13 protein-coding genes are annotated in these 15,392 nt (G+C 73.7%); 4 read left to right on the forward strand and 9 right to left on the reverse strand.

All coding sequences use genetic code 11. From position 1 onward, the window contains the following. Positions 1 to 120: 120 nt before the first annotated feature. The 4 genes from AAHZ94_RS12960 to AAHZ94_RS12975 all read right to left on the reverse strand — a co-directional run bounded on the left by AAHZ94_RS12960 (position 121) and on the right by AAHZ94_RS12975 (position 7,191). Entirely contained in the window at positions 121 to 3,357 is a 3,237-nt protein-coding gene (locus AAHZ94_RS12960; RefSeq protein ID WP_349993007.1) for an amidohydrolase family protein, read from the reverse strand. Between the two features lie 629 nt (positions 3,358 to 3,986). Continuing rightward, positions 3,987 to 4,889, reverse strand: a complete 903-nt coding sequence (locus tag AAHZ94_RS12965; protein ID WP_349992995.1) for a transketolase family protein — start codon at positions 4,887 to 4,889, stop codon at positions 3,987 to 3,989. Positions 4,890 to 5,054: 165 nt separating this feature from the next. Beyond that, complete coding sequence (locus AAHZ94_RS12970) at positions 5,055 to 5,765, reverse strand: thiamine pyrophosphate-binding protein (protein ID WP_349992996.1); 711 nt, start codon at positions 5,763 to 5,765, stop codon at positions 5,055 to 5,057. 151 nt (positions 5,766 to 5,916) lie between these two features. Then, complete coding sequence (locus AAHZ94_RS12975) at positions 5,917 to 7,191, reverse strand: LysR family transcriptional regulator (protein WP_349992997.1); 1,275 nt, start codon at positions 7,189 to 7,191, stop codon at positions 5,917 to 5,919. A 72-nt stretch (positions 7,192 to 7,263) separates the two neighbouring features. On the opposite strand from AAHZ94_RS12975, the gene AAHZ94_RS12980 reads away from it, so the two are divergent. Next, positions 7,264 to 8,241 carry a dihydrodipicolinate synthase family protein gene (locus AAHZ94_RS12980; protein ID WP_349992998.1) on the forward strand — a complete coding sequence of 326 codons (978 nt, stop codon included), beginning with the start codon at positions 7,264 to 7,266 and terminating at the stop codon, positions 8,239 to 8,241. A gap of 295 nt (positions 8,242 to 8,536) precedes the next feature. Beyond that, positions 8,537 to 9,568 (forward strand): chitinase, encoded by a 1,032-nt coding sequence (locus AAHZ94_RS12985; protein WP_349992999.1) that lies wholly within the window; start codon positions 8,537 to 8,539, stop codon positions 9,566 to 9,568. Between the two features lie 103 nt (positions 9,569 to 9,671). On the opposite strand, the gene AAHZ94_RS12990 is transcribed toward AAHZ94_RS12985, so the two are convergent. Both AAHZ94_RS12990 and AAHZ94_RS12995 read right to left on the reverse strand, forming a co-directional pair. After that, complete coding sequence (locus AAHZ94_RS12990) at positions 9,672 to 10,115, reverse strand: hypothetical protein (protein WP_349993000.1); 444 nt, start codon at positions 10,113 to 10,115, stop codon at positions 9,672 to 9,674. 220 nt (positions 10,116 to 10,335) lie between these two features. Next, entirely contained in the window at positions 10,336 to 11,406 is a 1,071-nt protein-coding gene (locus tag AAHZ94_RS12995; RefSeq protein ID WP_349993001.1) for an alkene reductase, read from the reverse strand. A 116-nt stretch (positions 11,407 to 11,522) separates the two neighbouring features. Here AAHZ94_RS12995 and AAHZ94_RS13000 point away from each other — a divergent pair, with 116 nt between their 5' ends. Beyond that, on the forward strand, positions 11,523 to 11,912 hold the full coding sequence (locus AAHZ94_RS13000) for a MerR family transcriptional regulator (RefSeq protein WP_349993002.1): 390 nt from the start codon (positions 11,523 to 11,525) through the stop codon (positions 11,910 to 11,912). A gap of 422 nt (positions 11,913 to 12,334) precedes the next feature. Then, a complete protein-coding gene (locus AAHZ94_RS13005; RefSeq protein WP_349993003.1) occupies positions 12,335 to 12,973 on the forward strand; it encodes a helix-turn-helix transcriptional regulator in 639 nt (212 codons plus the stop codon). 107 nt (positions 12,974 to 13,080) lie between these two features. On the opposite strand, the gene AAHZ94_RS13010 is transcribed toward AAHZ94_RS13005, so the two are convergent. From AAHZ94_RS13010 to AAHZ94_RS13020, 3 genes are all read right to left on the reverse strand, one after another. Continuing rightward, on the reverse strand, positions 13,081 to 13,854 hold the full coding sequence (locus tag AAHZ94_RS13010) for a MerR family transcriptional regulator (RefSeq protein WP_349993004.1): 774 nt from the start codon (positions 13,852 to 13,854) through the stop codon (positions 13,081 to 13,083). Positions 13,855 to 14,103: 249 nt separating this feature from the next. Then, positions 14,104 to 14,871, reverse strand: coding sequence for an SAM-dependent methyltransferase (locus AAHZ94_RS13015; protein ID WP_349993005.1), 768 nt, complete (start codon positions 14,869 to 14,871; stop codon positions 14,104 to 14,106). A gap of 236 nt (positions 14,872 to 15,107) precedes the next feature. After that, a partial coding sequence (locus AAHZ94_RS13020) for a hypothetical protein (RefSeq protein ID WP_349993006.1) occupies positions 15,108 to 15,392 on the reverse strand: 285 nt, incomplete at its 5' end.

Consider the following 15,392-nt stretch of genomic DNA (forward strand, 5'->3'; position numbering starts at 1 on the left):
GGGGGGGGGGGGGGGGGGGGGCGGGCGGGGGGGCGGGGGGGGGGGGCGGGCGCGGGGGCCCCCCCCCCGGCCCGCGGGCGGGGGGGGGACCCGCGGCCGGTGACCGGAGCCCGCGCCGGCTCAGTGCCCGCCGTCGCAGCAGGAGTCCCGCCGGAGCTGCCGGCCCACCTCAAGCCAGCCCGCCGCGTCGCTACCGCCCGCCCCGCCACCGGCGGCTGCGTGCCGCTGGGCGGTGGCCGGCGGGGCCGGCAGTTCGTCGCCGGCCGGGAACGCCTCGACCAGCTCCCGGGTCACGTACTGTGTACCGCCCCGCAACACCGAAACCACCCGCACCAGCGAGGCGAAGTCGGTGAACGGGTCCCCGTCGATCACCGCCAGGTCGGCGAGCTTGCCGGGCACCAGCGTGCCCAGGTCACGCTCGGCCCCGAACACCGCGGCCGGCACCACCGTCGCCGTGCGCAGCGCCTGCGCCGGCGTCAACCCGCCCTGGTGCAGCGCCCGCAGCCCCATGTGCAGCCCGAGGCCCACCGGCACCAGCGGCGCATCGGTGCCGAGCGCCACCAGACCGCCCTCGGCCAGCACCCGCCGGTAAACGCCGATCTCCGTGCGCAACGTCGCCAACTGCTCGGCGGTCGGCGGCTGCGCGGCGAGTTCCCGCACCGAAGCGGTGTCCCACGGCGCCATCAGCCGGGTCACCCGCTCGTCAGCGGCGAGCGCCGGATCGGCGCCGACCAGCGGCTGCGCCGTGAACGGGGTGGCGATCAGGTGGAAGTTGCTGGCCGTGTAGATCTCGCGCAGGTCCTGGTAGGCGCGCCCGGTGGCCGAGGTCGCCCGCCCGTACTCCAGCCGCTGGGTGGCCTGGAGATGGGTCGTCAGGTCCTGCCCGACCTGGATGCCGGGCGTGCACAGATGGCTGCCGGAGCGCACCCCGAGCCGCTCGTGCGCGAACTTCGCGGCCTCCGCCATGATCCAGCCCGGCGCCCGTACGTACGTCTTGACGAAGTCCCAGTCGAGCGCCTCGGCCCGGGCCAGCGACCGGCGCAGCCCCTCCCGGGTGCGGTGCGCCCGGCCCATGCTGTACGCCACCCGGCCGCCGTCGAGCAGTTCACCGGTGGTCAGCAGCCGCGGCCCGGCCAGCACCCCGGCGGCGATGGCCGCGCGCAGCCGGAGCTGCTCGTAGGCGAAGCCGCCGAAGGAGACGGCCGTGGTGATGCCGTACGCGAGCTGCGAGGTGGTCTGCCGCCCGCCGTAGGTGACCTGCCAGGGGTGGGTGTGCGCGTCCCACAGGCCGGGGATCACGGTCTGCCCGGAGGCGTCCACCCGGCGCCCGGCCGGACGACCCGCGCGGTGCCGCTCGACGGAGACGATCCGCCCGCCGCGCACCACCAGGTCCACGTCCTCGCGCACCGTCTCGCCGGTGCCGTCCCACAGCCGCCCGGCGTGCACCACGACCTGGTCCTGACGCGGGCGCCGGTAGTCGAGCGGCAGCCGTACGGTACGGGGCGCGCCGCCGTCGACGCCGATCAGCCGCAGCTTGCCCGCCGACAGGTACAGCAGGGTGCGCGAGTCACCCGACCAGGACGGGTGGTCCGCGCTCTCCTCGGTGAGCTGCCGCGGGGCGCCCTCGGGCGTGCCGTCGGGCCGCACCGGCACCAGCCACAGCGCCGACTCGGACACCACGGCCAGCCACCGGCCGTCGGGCGCCCACACCGGGCCCGAGTCGTACCGGTCGGAGATCGAGACGTGTTCGGCGACGGGGTGCAGCCGGGACTGCCCGCTGTCGGTGTCGACGACCCGGATCAGGTTGTAGCCCTCGCGGAAGCGCTGGTTGAGCCGGTTGCGGTCGCACAGCGCGAGCCAGCGGCCGTCCGGCGACCAACTCGGTCTGCCGGGCACCCCACCGCCGCCGAGCGGGGCCGCGAGCACCCGGTCCCGGCCCGTGGCCAGATCCCGTACGACCAGGTTGCCCGACATGTCGATGCTGGCGAGCCGTTTGCCGTCGGGGGAGAGCGCCGGGTGCGCCCGGCCGCCGGTCGCCAGGACCGTCTCGGCGTTCGAGCCGAGGTCGCGGCGGCGGACCGAGAACAGGCCGTCCTGGTCGTCGGCGTACACCAGCGCGCTGCCGTCCCTGGTCCAGGTGGGGGCGAGCAGATACCGGGTCGGGTCGGTGCGCACGATCCGGCGCGGGGGTCGCCCGCCGCTGACGTCGGCGACCCAGAGCGAGTCGAGCGCGGCGAACGCCACCCGCTTGCCGTCCGGCGAGAGCGCCGGCAGGTGCACGCCGCGCACCGGACGCACCTGGTCGCCGTCGAAGTCGTAGCGCTTGACCCGGTAGCGGGGCCGCTGCACGGGCAGTGTCGCGGCGAAGGGGATGACCTCGGCGCCGGCCGCGGCGTCGGAGCCGGCCCGGCCGGCCGCGCCCGGGCGCACGATCTGGAACTTGCCGTCCACCGTGACCAGCAGTTCGTCCCGGGAGATCCAGCGCGGCGGCACCGGCAGCACGTCGCCGCCGAGGTCCGCCGGCTCGCCGTCCACCACGAGCGTGCAGGACGCCGCGGGCGCCGGGGTGGTGCGCAGGTAGGCCAGCGTGCCGTCCGGCGCCAGGGCCGGCGTCAGCACCTGGGCCGCGCTGGCCTCGGTGTGCTCGACGACGACCGCACCGGTGCCGTCGGCGGCGACCGAGGCGATGGTGCGGGAGTCGAGCGAGGCGCCGGCCAGCTTGCCGCGGACGAAGAACACCCGCTCGCCGTCGGGCGACCACACCGGGTCGAAGTCCTCGAACGCACCGTCCTGATGCGGGCCCTGCTGGCTCGGCAGGCCGGTCAGTTGGGTGAGCCGGCGGCTGCGCACGTCCACCACCCACACCCGGTACGGGCTGCCCTGCACCGGGTGGCCGGCGCGCTCGGACGCGAAGGCGATCCGGGTGCCGTCCGGCGACCAGGCCGGGCCGCGGTCGTCCCACGGCCCGTCGGTGAGCTGCTGGAGGCCGGTGCCGTCGGGCCGCAGCGTCCACAGGTGGAAGCCGCCGCCGCGGAAGGCACAGACGGCGATGGTCTTGCCGTCGGGCGCGTACACCGGGCGGGTGGGTTCGAGGTCGGGCGTGGTCAGCGCGGTGGCCTGGCCGCCGGAGCGGGGCACGGACCACAGGATGTTCTGCACCTCGGCGACGAGCCGGTCGCCGGCGGGGGCGAGCGAGGCGGCGCCGTTGGTGGCGGCCGTGAAGGACAGGGTGGTGCCGCGCGGCGCGGCTGCGGCCGGCTCGGGCACCAGGCCGACGGTAGTGCCGGCGACGGCCACCGTACCCGCGGCGGCCTGGAGGAAGGTGCGCCGACTCAGCGGCGAACGCGGCGCGTCCACGGTCGCCGGGTCGGCAGCGGGGTGGGTGCCCGGGGCCTGGTCGACGGGGGAGATGGGGATGATGTCACCCTGGGCGCCGGCGAGTTGGGCGCTGAGCTCCGGTGTGCCATCGTCGGGGTGCGTGGCGCCGGTGGGCGTGGCACTGGTGCCTGCGGCGCTGGGGTGGGTGGCACCGGGGGTGCTGGTGGGGCCGTGCGGGGTGTCGGATGGTGCGGTGGTGTCCAACGGTCCTCCTGGAACACGGGGGTAGCGCGGGGCTGAAGCCGAGAACAGAGGCGCTTGATCGTTGCACGGCCCACAGCCTGCGGGTCAACACCGCATCGCGGGTTGGACATTCCCCGTCATCCGATTGCAACGCCCGCGCAGTTCGGCCGCGCGGCCACCCCGCCCACCTGCCCCGGTCCGGCCGCCGTCCGTCGGGTGCTCGTGGGGCGTGGGTTCCCGCCGGGTCTGCTGGCCGGGTGCCGGTTCGCCCTCCGTACCCGGTGTGTCCTGCATGCCCCACGTGCCCTGTTGGGCCGGCGAACCGGGCCCGCCCGGCGCCCTGGTCAACTCCCCACGGCACGGCACGGCCCGTACGCGTCACCGGTTCGCCGCCCGCCGCGGGCCCTGCCCACCCTCACCCCGACTCACCCGGCGAGGAAGCCGTCGATGCGGGAGCGCAGGGTGGCCGGGTCCAGGCCCTGGCCCGCCAGGTGCTCCGGGATGGTGCCGTAGCGGCGCAGTTCGCGGCGGCCGACGCCGAGGCCGAGCACGCGGTGCGGCAGGTCGAGCAGTGCTTCGCCGACGGCTGTCGACGAGGTGCCGGCGAGATAGGGCTCGACGAGGACCACATCGGCCGCGTCGGAGGCGCCCGCGGCCGTCCGCAGCGTCCGGGCGTCGAACGGGCGCACCGTCGACGCGTACAGCACCGTCACGTCCAGTCCGTCCACCGCGGCCAGCACGTTGTCCAGCATCGGTCCGACGGTCACCACCACACCGCGCCGCCCACTGCGCACGGTGTGCAGGCCCCGGCCGTCCACGGGGCGCGGCTCCGCGTTGGCGTGCTCGGAAAGACGCAGGTAGACGCGGTCGTCGCCGGCGGCTGCGGCGTGCCGGAGCAGGGTCTCCGCCTCGTCGGGGTGGCCCGGTACGTGGATGGTCCAGCCGTCCAGGGTGTCCAGCAGGGCCACGTCGCCCGGCGCCATGTGGGTGAAGCCGCCGGTCGGCCAGTCGTACGAGCCGGCGGCGCTCACCAGCACGCCGCCGGTGTCCTGGTGCCCGAAGTCCAACTTGATCTGCTCGAAGGGGCGTTCCACCAGGAAGCTGGCGAAGGTGTGCATGATCGGCCGCATCCCGGTCAGGGCGAGTCCGCCGCCGGCGCCGATCAGCAGTTGTTCGCGGATGCCCACGTTGATCACCCGGTCGGGGTGGGTGGTGGCGGCCTCCCGGAACCGGTCCGCGGTGATCTCGGCCAGGACGACCGCCAGCCGCGGGTCCTCGTCGAGCAGCCGGGAGGTGGTGGTGGCGAAGCGCTCGCGCATGGTGTCCATGGGATTCCCCTTCGGGCAAGTGGTGTGTCTGACAAGGGAGTTGGGGTGTTCGGGGTGGCGTGGGTGGCTCGGGGGCGCCGAGGGTTGCTCGGGTGGCCGGGCGGTCAGGGTGTCTCGGCCGTCGTTGGGCGTGGCGTGCTGCTTCGCGCGTTCCGGACGCGCGGGTCACTTCGGTTCGACGCGGGCGACCACGGCGTGCGGCCGGTCCGGGTGCGGCTGGGTGTACGCCGCGTACAGCGCCTCGTGGTCGCGCCCGTCCACGGTGGCGGCCGACCAGCCGGCGGCCTCGAACCGGGAGGCGATCCCGCCCCGCCAGCCGTGCGTCGCCGACGCGTTGTCGATGACCAGGGTGTGCAGCCGGTGCAGCCCCGCCGCCCCGGCGTACGCGAGGGCCTCGTGATTGCTGCCCTCGTCCAGTGCGGCGGCGCCGATCAGCACCCACACGGCCGGGTCGGCGAGCCGCTGTGCGCGCAGCCCGAGCGCCACCCCGACCGCGAGCGGCAGCCCGTGCCCCAGCGAACCGCTGCCGATCTCGACGCCCGGCAGCAGGACGCGGTCCGGGTGGTGCCCGAGCGGCGAGTCGTACGCGCCGAAGGTCGGCAGGTCGGAGAGGGGCAGGAAGCCCTTGGCCGCGAGTACCGCGTAGTACGCCATCGGCCCGTGCCCCTTGGAGAGCAGGAACCGGTCGCGGTCGGGCGAGTCGACCTCGTCCGGCGTGATGCGGAGCACCCGGTCGTAGAGCACCCACAGGGCGTCCAGGGTGGAGGTGGCCGCCGCATCGTGCTTCTCGTCGCCGGTCATCAGGCCCATCAGCCGGGGCAGGTCGGAGTGGTCAAGGTAGGTCGTCGGCGTGCTGTCCAATGTCGTGGAGTCCATGGCAGACAGCGTGCAACTTCAAGTCGACTTGAAGTCAAGCGGCCACTCGCGGGTGCGTGCGGAGCGGCTGCGGGAGGTGGTGCGTCGTACGGGTTGGGGTGGCGGGTGTGGGGTGGGCGCGAGGTGGCTGTGCCGGGCGGGTCGTACGGGGTTAGGCGGTGGGTGGGGTGAGTGCGCTGGGTGTGGCGGGCAAGTGATGGGCGACCGCGGCCTGGAGTGCGGCCAGTACGGCGGTCACCGCGGGGTGCCGGCCGGCGCCGCTGCGGAAGGCGACCTTGGTACGGCGGCTCATCGGCATCGGCACCAGGGCCACCTGCGGCGGCGGGTGTACGAGGCCGAGCTCGGGCACAAGGGCCACCCCCTGCCCGGCCGCCACCAGCGCGAGCACCGTGGCGAACTCGTCGATCTGGTGCCTGACCCGAGGCGTGAAGCCGGCCGCCTGACAGGCGCGGACCGTCATCGCGTGGCACAGCGTCCCCGGGGTGGCGGTGATCCATGGGGCGTCCCGCCACCGGCCGAGCCCGGACCCGGCCACCGGGTCGCTTGCGGGCGTGGCTGTGCCGGACGTGTTGGGTGTGGCGGTCGCGTTGGGTGTGCTGGTGGTGCCGGTCGTGCCGGTGGTACTCGCGGTACGGGCCGTGCCGGCCGGGTTGTCCGGCGCGGGGGCCGGGGTGTGCGCGGGGGTGTGTCGCGTGTCGGCGCCTTGGGCGTGAGCGTGGGTGTCGGTGTCCTGAGGGTGGGCCGGGGTGTGGGCGTGGGTGTCGGTGCCCTGGTGAGCGTGCGGGTGGGTGCGGAGCGTGGGGGTTCGTGGGGCTTGGGATGGGTGTGGCGCGTGGTCGGTCGTGGGTGTGCCCCGGGGCGCCGGGTCGGCGCAGGGTGTGATGCGGGCCGTGGGAGCCGTCGCTGCCAGGTACATCGCCTCGGTGCACAGCGGCTCGGTCGCCACCCCGGGCTCGGCCAGCGCGGGGACGAAGTCGTAGTCGTGGACCAGGGCCACGTCCAACTCGCCGGCGCGCAGCGCGTGCGCCACGGCGGCCGGGTCCATCTCGGAGACCATCGGTTCGAGCCGCGGATGCTCCACCGCCAGCGCGACCAGCGCGGCGGGCAGCAGCGCCCGGGCCGCGGTCGGGAAGGTGCCGATGCGCAGCGGACCGGCCAGCCCCTGACGGGCGTCGACCAACTCGGCGGCGGCCAGCTCCAACCGTTCGAGCACCGCCTCGGCATGCAGTGCGAGCCGCTGCCCGGCGGGGGTGAGCGTCACCCGGCGCCCGGTGCGCTCAAGCAGGGACACCCCCGCCTCCCGCTCCAACACGCTGAGCTGCTGGGAGACGGCGGACGGGGTGAAGGCCAGGGCTTCGGCGACGGCGGCGATCGTGCCCCGCAGGGCGAGTTCGCGCAGCAGCCGCAGGCGACGGACATCGAGCATCAGCACAGCTTATGCTCGTCACCAGAAAAGCGAACTGGACCTATAGGTTTGCCCTGCGGCAGGGTCTCGCTCATGACCTCGCACCTGCCCCTGCACGGGCTCTACGCCCCCTTGATCACCCCCTTCACCGCCGAGGGCGGCCTTGCCGTCGATGCGCTCGAAGGGCTGGCGCACGCCGTCCTGGGCGGCGGCGCCCCCGGCATAGTTGCCCTGGGGACGACCGGTGAACCCGCCACCTTGGACGCGGCCGAGCGGCGCAGGGTCATCGAGGTCTGTGCCCGGGTCTGCGCCCGGCGGTCGGCGCCGCTGATCGTGGGCGCGGGCTCGTCCGACACCCGGGGCAGCATCGTCGCGCTCGCCGAACTCGCCGAGCATCCGCAGGTCAGCGCCGCGCTCGTGCCAGTGCCCTACTTCTCGCGCCCGTCCGAGGCGGGTGTACTCGCGCACTTCACCGAGCTGGCCGCGGCCAGCCGGGTGCCGCTGGTGATCTACCACATCCCGTACCGCACCGGGCAGTCGCTCGGGACGCAGACGCTGCGCCGGCTGCTGCGGCTGCCCGGGGTGGTGGGCGTCAAGTATGCGACGGGCAGTGTCGATGCGGAGGCCGTCGGGGTGCTCGGCGACCTGCCGGCCGATCGGGCGGTGCTTGCGGGCGACGATCTGTTTCTCGCGCCCCTGATGGCGCTCGGTGCGGCGGGCGGCATCCTCGCCTCGGCGCAACTGCATCCGGCCGCCTTCGTCGGGCTGATCGACGCGTGGCGGGCCGGCGACGTGCCGCTCGCCAGACGCCTCGGGCCGCCCCTTGCCGAGCTCGCCGCCGCGGTCTTCGCCGAGCCCAACCCGACCGTGGTCAAGGGGGTGTTGGCCGCCCAGGGGCGCATTCCGACGGCGGCCGTACGGCTGCCTCTGCTGCCTGCTTCGGCCGCTGCGGTACGGACGGCGCTGGCGCGGTTGGCGGCGCTGCCCACGGTCGCCCCGACCGGGACCGCCCCGACCGAAGCCGACCCCGCCGGGGCGTACGCCGCGCGCCCGGTGGCGGCCACCCGGTAGCGCTTCACCGCCGGCGCGCGCCGGCAATCGGGTGGGGCGGGCGGTGCCCGGGTGGGGCGGAGGGGCGCCCCGGCCGCGCGGGAGCGGGCGCCAGTCAGCCACCGCCGGGCCCGGCGTCAAGTCGTGAGATCGGCTCTGACCAGGCCGTTCGGGGCGATGCGTCGACGGCTCTCGGGCCCGAACGGGCGGCGAACTCCAGCCAATAGGAAACTTTCCTAACCGTCTCTATTGTCTGGGCCATGACACATGGCTAGTGTGCGCCACGCCACATCCCCTCACGTGATTGGAGCGTGCCGTGCAGCCCCACCTCGCATCGCGCCGTCGCCTCGCACTCGGGTTCGCCGTGGCGCTGACAGCCGCCGGAGTCATGACGGCCACCGCGCAGGCAACACCTCAGTCGAACTCGCAGGACACGGCGCGGCAACAGCCCGCGAAGGCCGCCGTCAGTGGCCTCAACGGCGCCTATCTCTACCTCGGTTGGGGCAACCCGCCGAAGGCGGTGGACTTCCTGAAGGCCACCGGGAACACCCAGCTCACCATGGCCTTCATCCTGGCCAAGGGTGGCTGTGAGCCGGCCTGGGACGGTCAGCGACCGCTCCGCGGCGGCCAGGACGAGCGCACCATCAAGGCCGTGCAGGCCGCGGGTGGTTCCATCACCCCGTCCATCGGCGGCTGGAGCGGAAACAAGCTCGGCGAGGCGTGCCGGAACGCGGCCGACCTCGCCGGTGCGTACCAGAAGGTGATCGACGCGTACAAGCTGGACTCGATCGACATCGACATCGAGTCGACCGAGGTCGAGAGCGAGCCGGTGCGGCAGCGGGTCATCGACGCGCTGAAGATCCTCAAGGACAAGAACCGCGGCCTCAAGGTCTACGTCACCTTCGGCACCGCCCCGAGCGGCCCCATCGCGGTCGGGCAGGACCTGGTCCGCAAGGGTGCCAAGGCCGGTCTGGACGTGGACGGTTGGACCCTCATGCCGTTCGACTACGGGGACGGCACCACGGACATGGTCGCCGCGACCAAGTCGTCGGTGGACGGTCTGAAGAACCTGGTGGCCAAGGAGTACAAGCTGTCCAGCGACGCGGCCTACCGCAAGGTCGGCTTCTCGTCGATGAACGGCAAGACCGACGTCAAGGGTGAGGTCGTGACCCCGGCGGGCTTCCAGGAGATGGTCAACTACGCCAAGCAGCACCACCTGGCGCGGGTGAGCTTCTGGGCCGCGAACCGGGACCGGGCCTGTGCCGGTGGCGGTGACGGCGGATCGTGCAGCGGGATCGACCAGAAGCAGTGGGAGTTCTCCAAGATCCTCGCCGGCTACCAGGGCTGATCAGGCCCACCCCGGGCACCACCCGGCCGTCCGTGACGACGGGCCGGTGACCGGACCGCAGCGGGCCCGGGCCGCATCAGGGGCGCGGCCCGGGCCTTCGGCGTCACCCGTTCGGTCGGGTGGCCGCATCCGCTGCGGCGTGCGGCGGTACGACCACGACCTGCACCGCGTCCTCGTAGATGACCCGGCCCGGATCGGCCGAGGTCAACCGCTCCCAGTCGATGCCGTGCGCGGTCAGAATCCGGAGATAGCCGTCCACCCGCCCGATCAGATGTCGGGCCGACCCCTTGAACCAGGCGACCGCCGTCGGGTGCAACTCCCGGTCGTACACCGAGGGATCGACGTGGGCAGGGTTGGGGTAGGCGGCGTCGTACCAGTCGTTCGTCAGGCGCCGGAAGCGCTCTTGCTCGGCCGTCAACTTGCCTTCCCCCGCAAGCCCGTTGACGAGTACGAAGATTCCCGGGAAGGCGCCCCGCGCATTGCGCACCGTGCCCTGGAACCGTACGAAGGGGCCGTCCGGCACCGTGTCGTGGGGGCTGTCGTCCACCGCGTTCCTCCGCTCCCGAGCCGGGCGACCCACGCCGGGCAGCCCACGCGCCGCGTGTGTCGCGGCCCAGACGAACGTACCCACCCCGCGACAGACCGCCCCCACCCCACCCCACCCCAGACCACCTCAACCCGATCCAACCCACCCGCCCCGCACCCGGCCGCCGCCCACTCGCTCACCCCCCCACCCCGCGACAGGCTGCCCCCACCCCACAGGGCGATCAGTGCTGCAAGCTCGCCGCGTCGATGTAGCCGCGGTCGCCGCCCTCGTAGTACGTGGCGGGGTCGGCCTCGCGCAGCGGGACGTCGAGGCGCAGGCGTTCGACGAGGTCGGGGTTGTTCAGGAAGGCGCGGCCGTAGCTGATCAGGTCCATGCCCTGGGCGAGCCAGTACTCGCCCCGCTCCCGGTCGGCCTGCGGCCCCACGATGCCAGCCGACGGGTTCATGATGTACGCGTTCGGCCAGATCTTCCGCAGGTCGGCGGTGATCTCGGGCGGCGCGGAGTTGAGGGTGTGGACGTAGGCGATGTTGAGCCGGGCGAGTTCCCGGTAGAGCGCCGCGTACAACTCGGCGACGTCGCTTTCCTGAACGTTCCAGATCTCGCCGGCGGGTGAGAGCCGAATGCCGACCCGGTCGGGGCCGATGGCGTCGGCGACCGCCTCCGCCACCTCCACCGCGAACCGGATGCGACCGGTGATCGAACCGCCGTAGCCGTCGGTGCGCAGATTGGCGTTGGAGGAGAGGAACTGTTGGATCAAGTAGCCGTTGGCGCCGTGCAGTTCGATGCCGTCGAAGCCGGCGGCCACCGCGTTCCGCGCGGCCTCGGCGTAGACCGCCACCTCGCCCCGCACCTCGGCGGTGCTGAGCGCCCGCGGCACCGGCGCCGGCTGCTTGCCCTTCGCGCCGGTGAACACGTCGGCGCCGAGGGCGACCGCGGACGGCGCGACCGGCTGGAAGCCCACCACGTCCTGGTGGCCGACCCGCCCGCCGTGCATCAACTGCGTGACGATGCGCCCGCCGTTGGCGTGCACCGCATCGGTCACCGGCCGCCACGCGGCGACCTGCGCCGCATCGTGCAACCCGGGTGTGTACGGGTTGGACTGGCCCTGAAGGCTGGGCTGCACGCCCTCGCTGACGATCAACCCGGCCGTGGCCCGCTGGGCGTAGTAGATGGCGGTCGACGCGGTCGGCAACCCGTCGGGCGTCGCCCGGCCGCGCGTCATCGGGGCCATCACGATGCGGTTGGGCAGGGTGTGGCCGCTGAGCGCGTACCTGTCGAAGAGGGTGGTCATGGCTGTCTCCTGGCTTGTTCGTAGGGGCCGTGGCCCGGACGTCGCCTACGCTAAAACCTGACGCTGACGTCAGAGGCAAGTCTGGTGGTCGATGGCCACGGAGAGGCACGGAGCCCATGCGCATCGGAGAGTTGGCCGCACGGACCGGAGTGAGCGTGCGCGCCCTGCGGTACTACGAGGAACAGCACCTGCTGACCTCGCTGCGCAGCCCCAGCGGCCAACGGCAGTACGCGGAGGCCGCGATCGCCCGGGTCGCCCTGATCCAGTGCCTCTACGCGGCCGGGCTGTCCAGCAAGACCATCCACCACCTGCTGCCCTGCATGGTGACGGGCGAGGTGACGCCGCTGCTCCTGGAACGGCTGACACAGGAGCGGGACCGCATCGAGGAGCAGATCACCGGACTGATCGGCACCCGCGACCGGTTGAACGAGATCATCGACACCTCGACCGATGTGCTGAGCCGCGGCGAACACTGCACCGCCCACGCGGCCCTGCCCGGCGAGTGACCACTCGCGACCGACGGCCGAGGTTCCCCGATGCGCCGGGGTAGAGAGTCGGCGCGGCGGGTTCTACTGTGACCGGGGGCGTGCGGTGGTAGCCGTACGCCTCGTTCCGCCACGACGATGCCGAGGGCGCGTCCGTACGCCGGCGGTGGTCGAGGCTCGGGCGGGGCGGGGCGCGGCGTTCGGCAGGACGGGGCAGGACGGGCCGTTTGAGCTTGCCGTGCCACCCGTACCCGCACCGTACGGCCCAGGTCGGGGAGTTGGGCTGACCGGGCGGGAAGACTTTCGGGCAGAAGCAGTGCGCTCCAAGCCATCGGCGGTGGCTCGGGGGCTGAAGGAGAACGGGGCGGGAAGAAGGCCGAACCTGCGGGAGGGCGAGGGATTCCGCTGTGTCAGGGGCACGACCTTAAGGGCGGGAGAGTGCTATGCATCCGGCGGCAGTGGAACGCATCCTGGTGGACCTGCGCGCACAGGACCCGGTCTCACAGGCGGGCGTGGCCAGCCAACTCCGCGCCCGCCCCGAGGTGCGGCTGGTCGATCCGGACGGTGTCGAGGGCGCGCAGGTGGTCATCGTGGTGGTGGACCTCATCGATGACGAGGCGCTGGGGCTGCTCCGGCAGATCCAGCGCACCAAGCCGGTACGCGGCGTGCTGGTCACCACGCACATCGATGAGCAGCAGCTCGTGAGTGCGGCGGAGTGCGGTTTCATCGGGGTGATCCGGCGTACGGAGGCGACGCCGGAGCGGTTGGTGCAGGTCATCGCGGCGGTGGCCCGGGGTGAGGGGCATGTGCCGGCGGATCTGCTGGGCAGTTTGCTTGCCCAGGTGGGCCGGCTCCAGGGTGAGGTGCTGGGGCCGCGCGGGTTGAACTTCACCGGCCTCGCGGCCCGGGAGATCGAGGTGCTGCGGTTGGTCGCCGAGGGGCACGACACCGCCGACATCGCCCTCAAGCTCGCCTACTCCGAGCGCACCATCAAGAACGTCCTGCACGCCGTGATGACCCGCCTCAACCTCCGCAACCGCTCCCACGCCGTCGCCTACGCGCTACGACAAGGGCTGATCTGAGGGCGCGGCGCGCCCCGAGCCTCGTCACGCGCCCCGCGCCTCGTCACGCGCCCGAGCCCCGTCACGGGGGCGGCCCACCCCGTGCTCCGTCACGCTTCCCGAGCCCGTCACGCTCCCCGTGCCGCGCCCGGTCCCGCGCCCTGCGCGCCGCCGCGCGGCGCCGACTTCCCGGCCGCGACGCCACCCGGCGTGCCCTTCCCCGCGGGGGTGCAGTCCGCCGTCGGGTGTTCCATCCGCTCCGTCGGGTAGCGCAGGGTCGCCTCGTTCTCCTGGGCCAGCCGGCGCAGCGTGGCGAGGACGGGTTCGAGCAGGACGGTCAGCACCACGGCGCGTTCGGCGACGTCGATGCGGTCCTTGAAGTCGGCCAGATGGTCCAGATCGAGGCGGGCGGTGGCCTCGGCGAGTCTGGCGTACGGCAGCAGGTCGGCCAGCCCCACGTCCGCGCCCACCTTGTGCAGCGCCCGCAGCCCGGTGGCCAGCCCCGCGCGGCCGGGTGAGGAATCGCCGACGTCCCAGCCCATCGCGTCGATGAGCGCGGTGACCTCGCCCACGTACGCATCGGGCTCGTCCGTCGGCCCCGTGCCCTCGGTGGGGGATGCGGCCGTGTCGGCCACCGGCGCCCCCAGCGCGTAGTGGGCGACGCCGAGCGTGTGGAAGATGTCGAGGGGTTCGCTGATGGCCCCGAGCACCTCGCGGCTCGCGGTGACCGAAAGGCCGCCGAAGCTGATCAGCGCGCGGACCAGCCGCAGTCGCCGAAGGTGGTCCTCGTCGTAGTCCGCCTGGTTGCTGGCCGTCGCGTGCCCGGCCGGCAGCAGCCCCTCCCGCAGGTAGAACTTGATGGTGGGGATGGCCACGCCGCTGCGGCGGCTCAGCTCGGACATCTTCAACGGGAGCTCTCCTCGGTCTTCGACCCGGCGGAGCCGGCCGGCGCGGGGTGGGCAGTGGAGCTATCCATAGTAGAGAGGCCGGTCGGGCTGGGTGGGGCGGAGCCCCGTTCGCGGCAGGCACGCGGTACGCCGCGGCTGCCCTGCCCCCTGCCCTGCTCCTGTCTTGCCCTGCCCTGCCGGGCCGGCCCTGTTCCCGCCGGCCCCGCCCCGGGCGGGCGCCGGCCGCCGGGGCGGGGCGCGCGCTCACGCCTCCCGGATCAAGGTGAGGTACGCGATGCCCAGGACGTTCCGGTAGCCGCGGAGCCACCGCGGCCGCTGCTGGTCGGCGCGCTCGCGGAGCTCCGCAGCGGCCGGGTGGGACGGATGGGCGGCCAGCCACTCCTCGGTATCCGCCCGGTAGCCGGACTCGAACTCCTCCCACTCGCCCCGGTCCGCGGTCTCGATCCACTCGGGGCGGAACCCGGCGGCCACCGCCAGGTCGACCAGCTCCGCCAGGCTCGGGTACTCGTCCGCGCGGGCACCCGGCCACATGCCGGCGAGCTCGTCGGGCGTGGGGGTGCGCTCCCAGAAGCCCTCGCCCAGCAGCACCCGCCCGCCCGGGTTGACCAGGCCGTGCAGGGCGGCGAGGGCGGCGGCCGTGTGGTGCGGCGGCTGTGCATCGCTCAGGGCCTGGCTGGCACCGAGGCAGAGCACGACGTCGGCGGGCCCGCGTACGGTCCCGATCCCGGACTCCGCGTGGAAGGCCACCCGGGCGGCCAGCCCACGGCCGGCCGCCGTCTTCTGTCCCCGCGCGAGGTCTTCGGTGTTGAGGTCGATGCCCACGCCGGTGGCCTGCGGCGCCGCCGCCAGCAGGCGGAGCAGGAATTCGCCCCAGCCACAGCCGATGTCGAGCACGGTGCGTGGATCGTTGCGGATCAGTCGCTCGCTGAGGTGGGCGGCCCGTGCCTGGGACAACGGGCCATGGAAGGTCAGCCGGGTGAGGCGCGGAGGATTGTCTGTGGAGGCATTCATATGTGGGAAAACTACGGTCCATCTCCCCGTGGCGACAACGATTTTCGTGGCTGGTCGGGTGTGGGTCCGAAGACTTTTTCGGCAGCGCGAGACGGAAGTGGCGCAGCCGTTTTTTCCCAGGGAATGATTTCGGCCAACATATGAGCGCCGATGAGGTGCCTTCTTGGGTGAAGTGTCCGCTCAGCGGTCGCGCCATCTCCCGGTGGGCTGAACGTAGTTGAGATCCGTACGGGGCTTTATTGCGCCTCCCGCGCCGCCCTGGAGGTCTGTCGAACCGGCCGTAGCCATACCCGCCAAACCGGCCCCGGGCGGCGGTGCGCGCCGTCGCCGCGTACCCACGGACCCGCCCTGCGGGGCGGCGCCCCCCCCCCCCCCCCCCCCCCCCCCCCCCCCCCCCCCCGCGCGGGGGGGGGGGGGCCCCCGGCCCCGCCCCCCCCCCCCCCCCGCGGGGGGGGGGGCCCCCCCCCCGCCCGCCGCGCACCGCCGGGCGGGCGTCCGCGCCACCGCGAACGGGCCGGTCG

It is taken from the genome of Streptomyces sp. HSW2009 (genome assembly GCF_040240285.1).
Classification (GTDB): domain Bacteria; phylum Actinomycetota; class Actinomycetes; order Streptomycetales; family Streptomycetaceae; genus Streptomyces.

Excerpts from the sequence above, each read along its gene's own strand:
- AAHZ94_RS12965 (WP_349992995.1), bottom strand. The coding sequence starts at position 4,889 with ATGGACACCATGCGCGAGCGCTTCGCCACCACCACCTCCCGGCTGCTC.
- AAHZ94_RS12970 (WP_349992996.1), bottom strand. The coding sequence starts at position 5,765 with ATGGACTCCACGACATTGGACAGCACGCCGACGACCTACCTTGACCAC.
- AAHZ94_RS12975 (WP_349992997.1), bottom strand. The coding sequence starts at position 7,191 with ATGCTCGATGTCCGTCGCCTGCGGCTGCTGCGCGAACTCGCCCTGCGG.
- AAHZ94_RS12980 (WP_349992998.1), top strand. The coding sequence starts at position 7,264 with ATGACCTCGCACCTGCCCCTGCACGGGCTCTACGCCCCCTTGATCACC.
- AAHZ94_RS12995 (WP_349993001.1), bottom strand. The coding sequence starts at position 11,406 with ATGACCACCCTCTTCGACAGGTACGCGCTCAGCGGCCACACCCTGCCC.
- AAHZ94_RS13000 (WP_349993002.1), top strand. The coding sequence starts at position 11,523 with ATGCGCATCGGAGAGTTGGCCGCACGGACCGGAGTGAGCGTGCGCGCC.
- AAHZ94_RS13005 (WP_349993003.1), top strand. The coding sequence starts at position 12,335 with ATGCATCCGGCGGCAGTGGAACGCATCCTGGTGGACCTGCGCGCACAG.
- AAHZ94_RS13010 (WP_349993004.1), bottom strand. The coding sequence starts at position 13,854 with ATGTCCGAGCTGAGCCGCCGCAGCGGCGTGGCCATCCCCACCATCAAG.
- AAHZ94_RS13015 (WP_349993005.1), bottom strand. The coding sequence starts at position 14,871 with ATGAATGCCTCCACAGACAATCCTCCGCGCCTCACCCGGCTGACCTTC.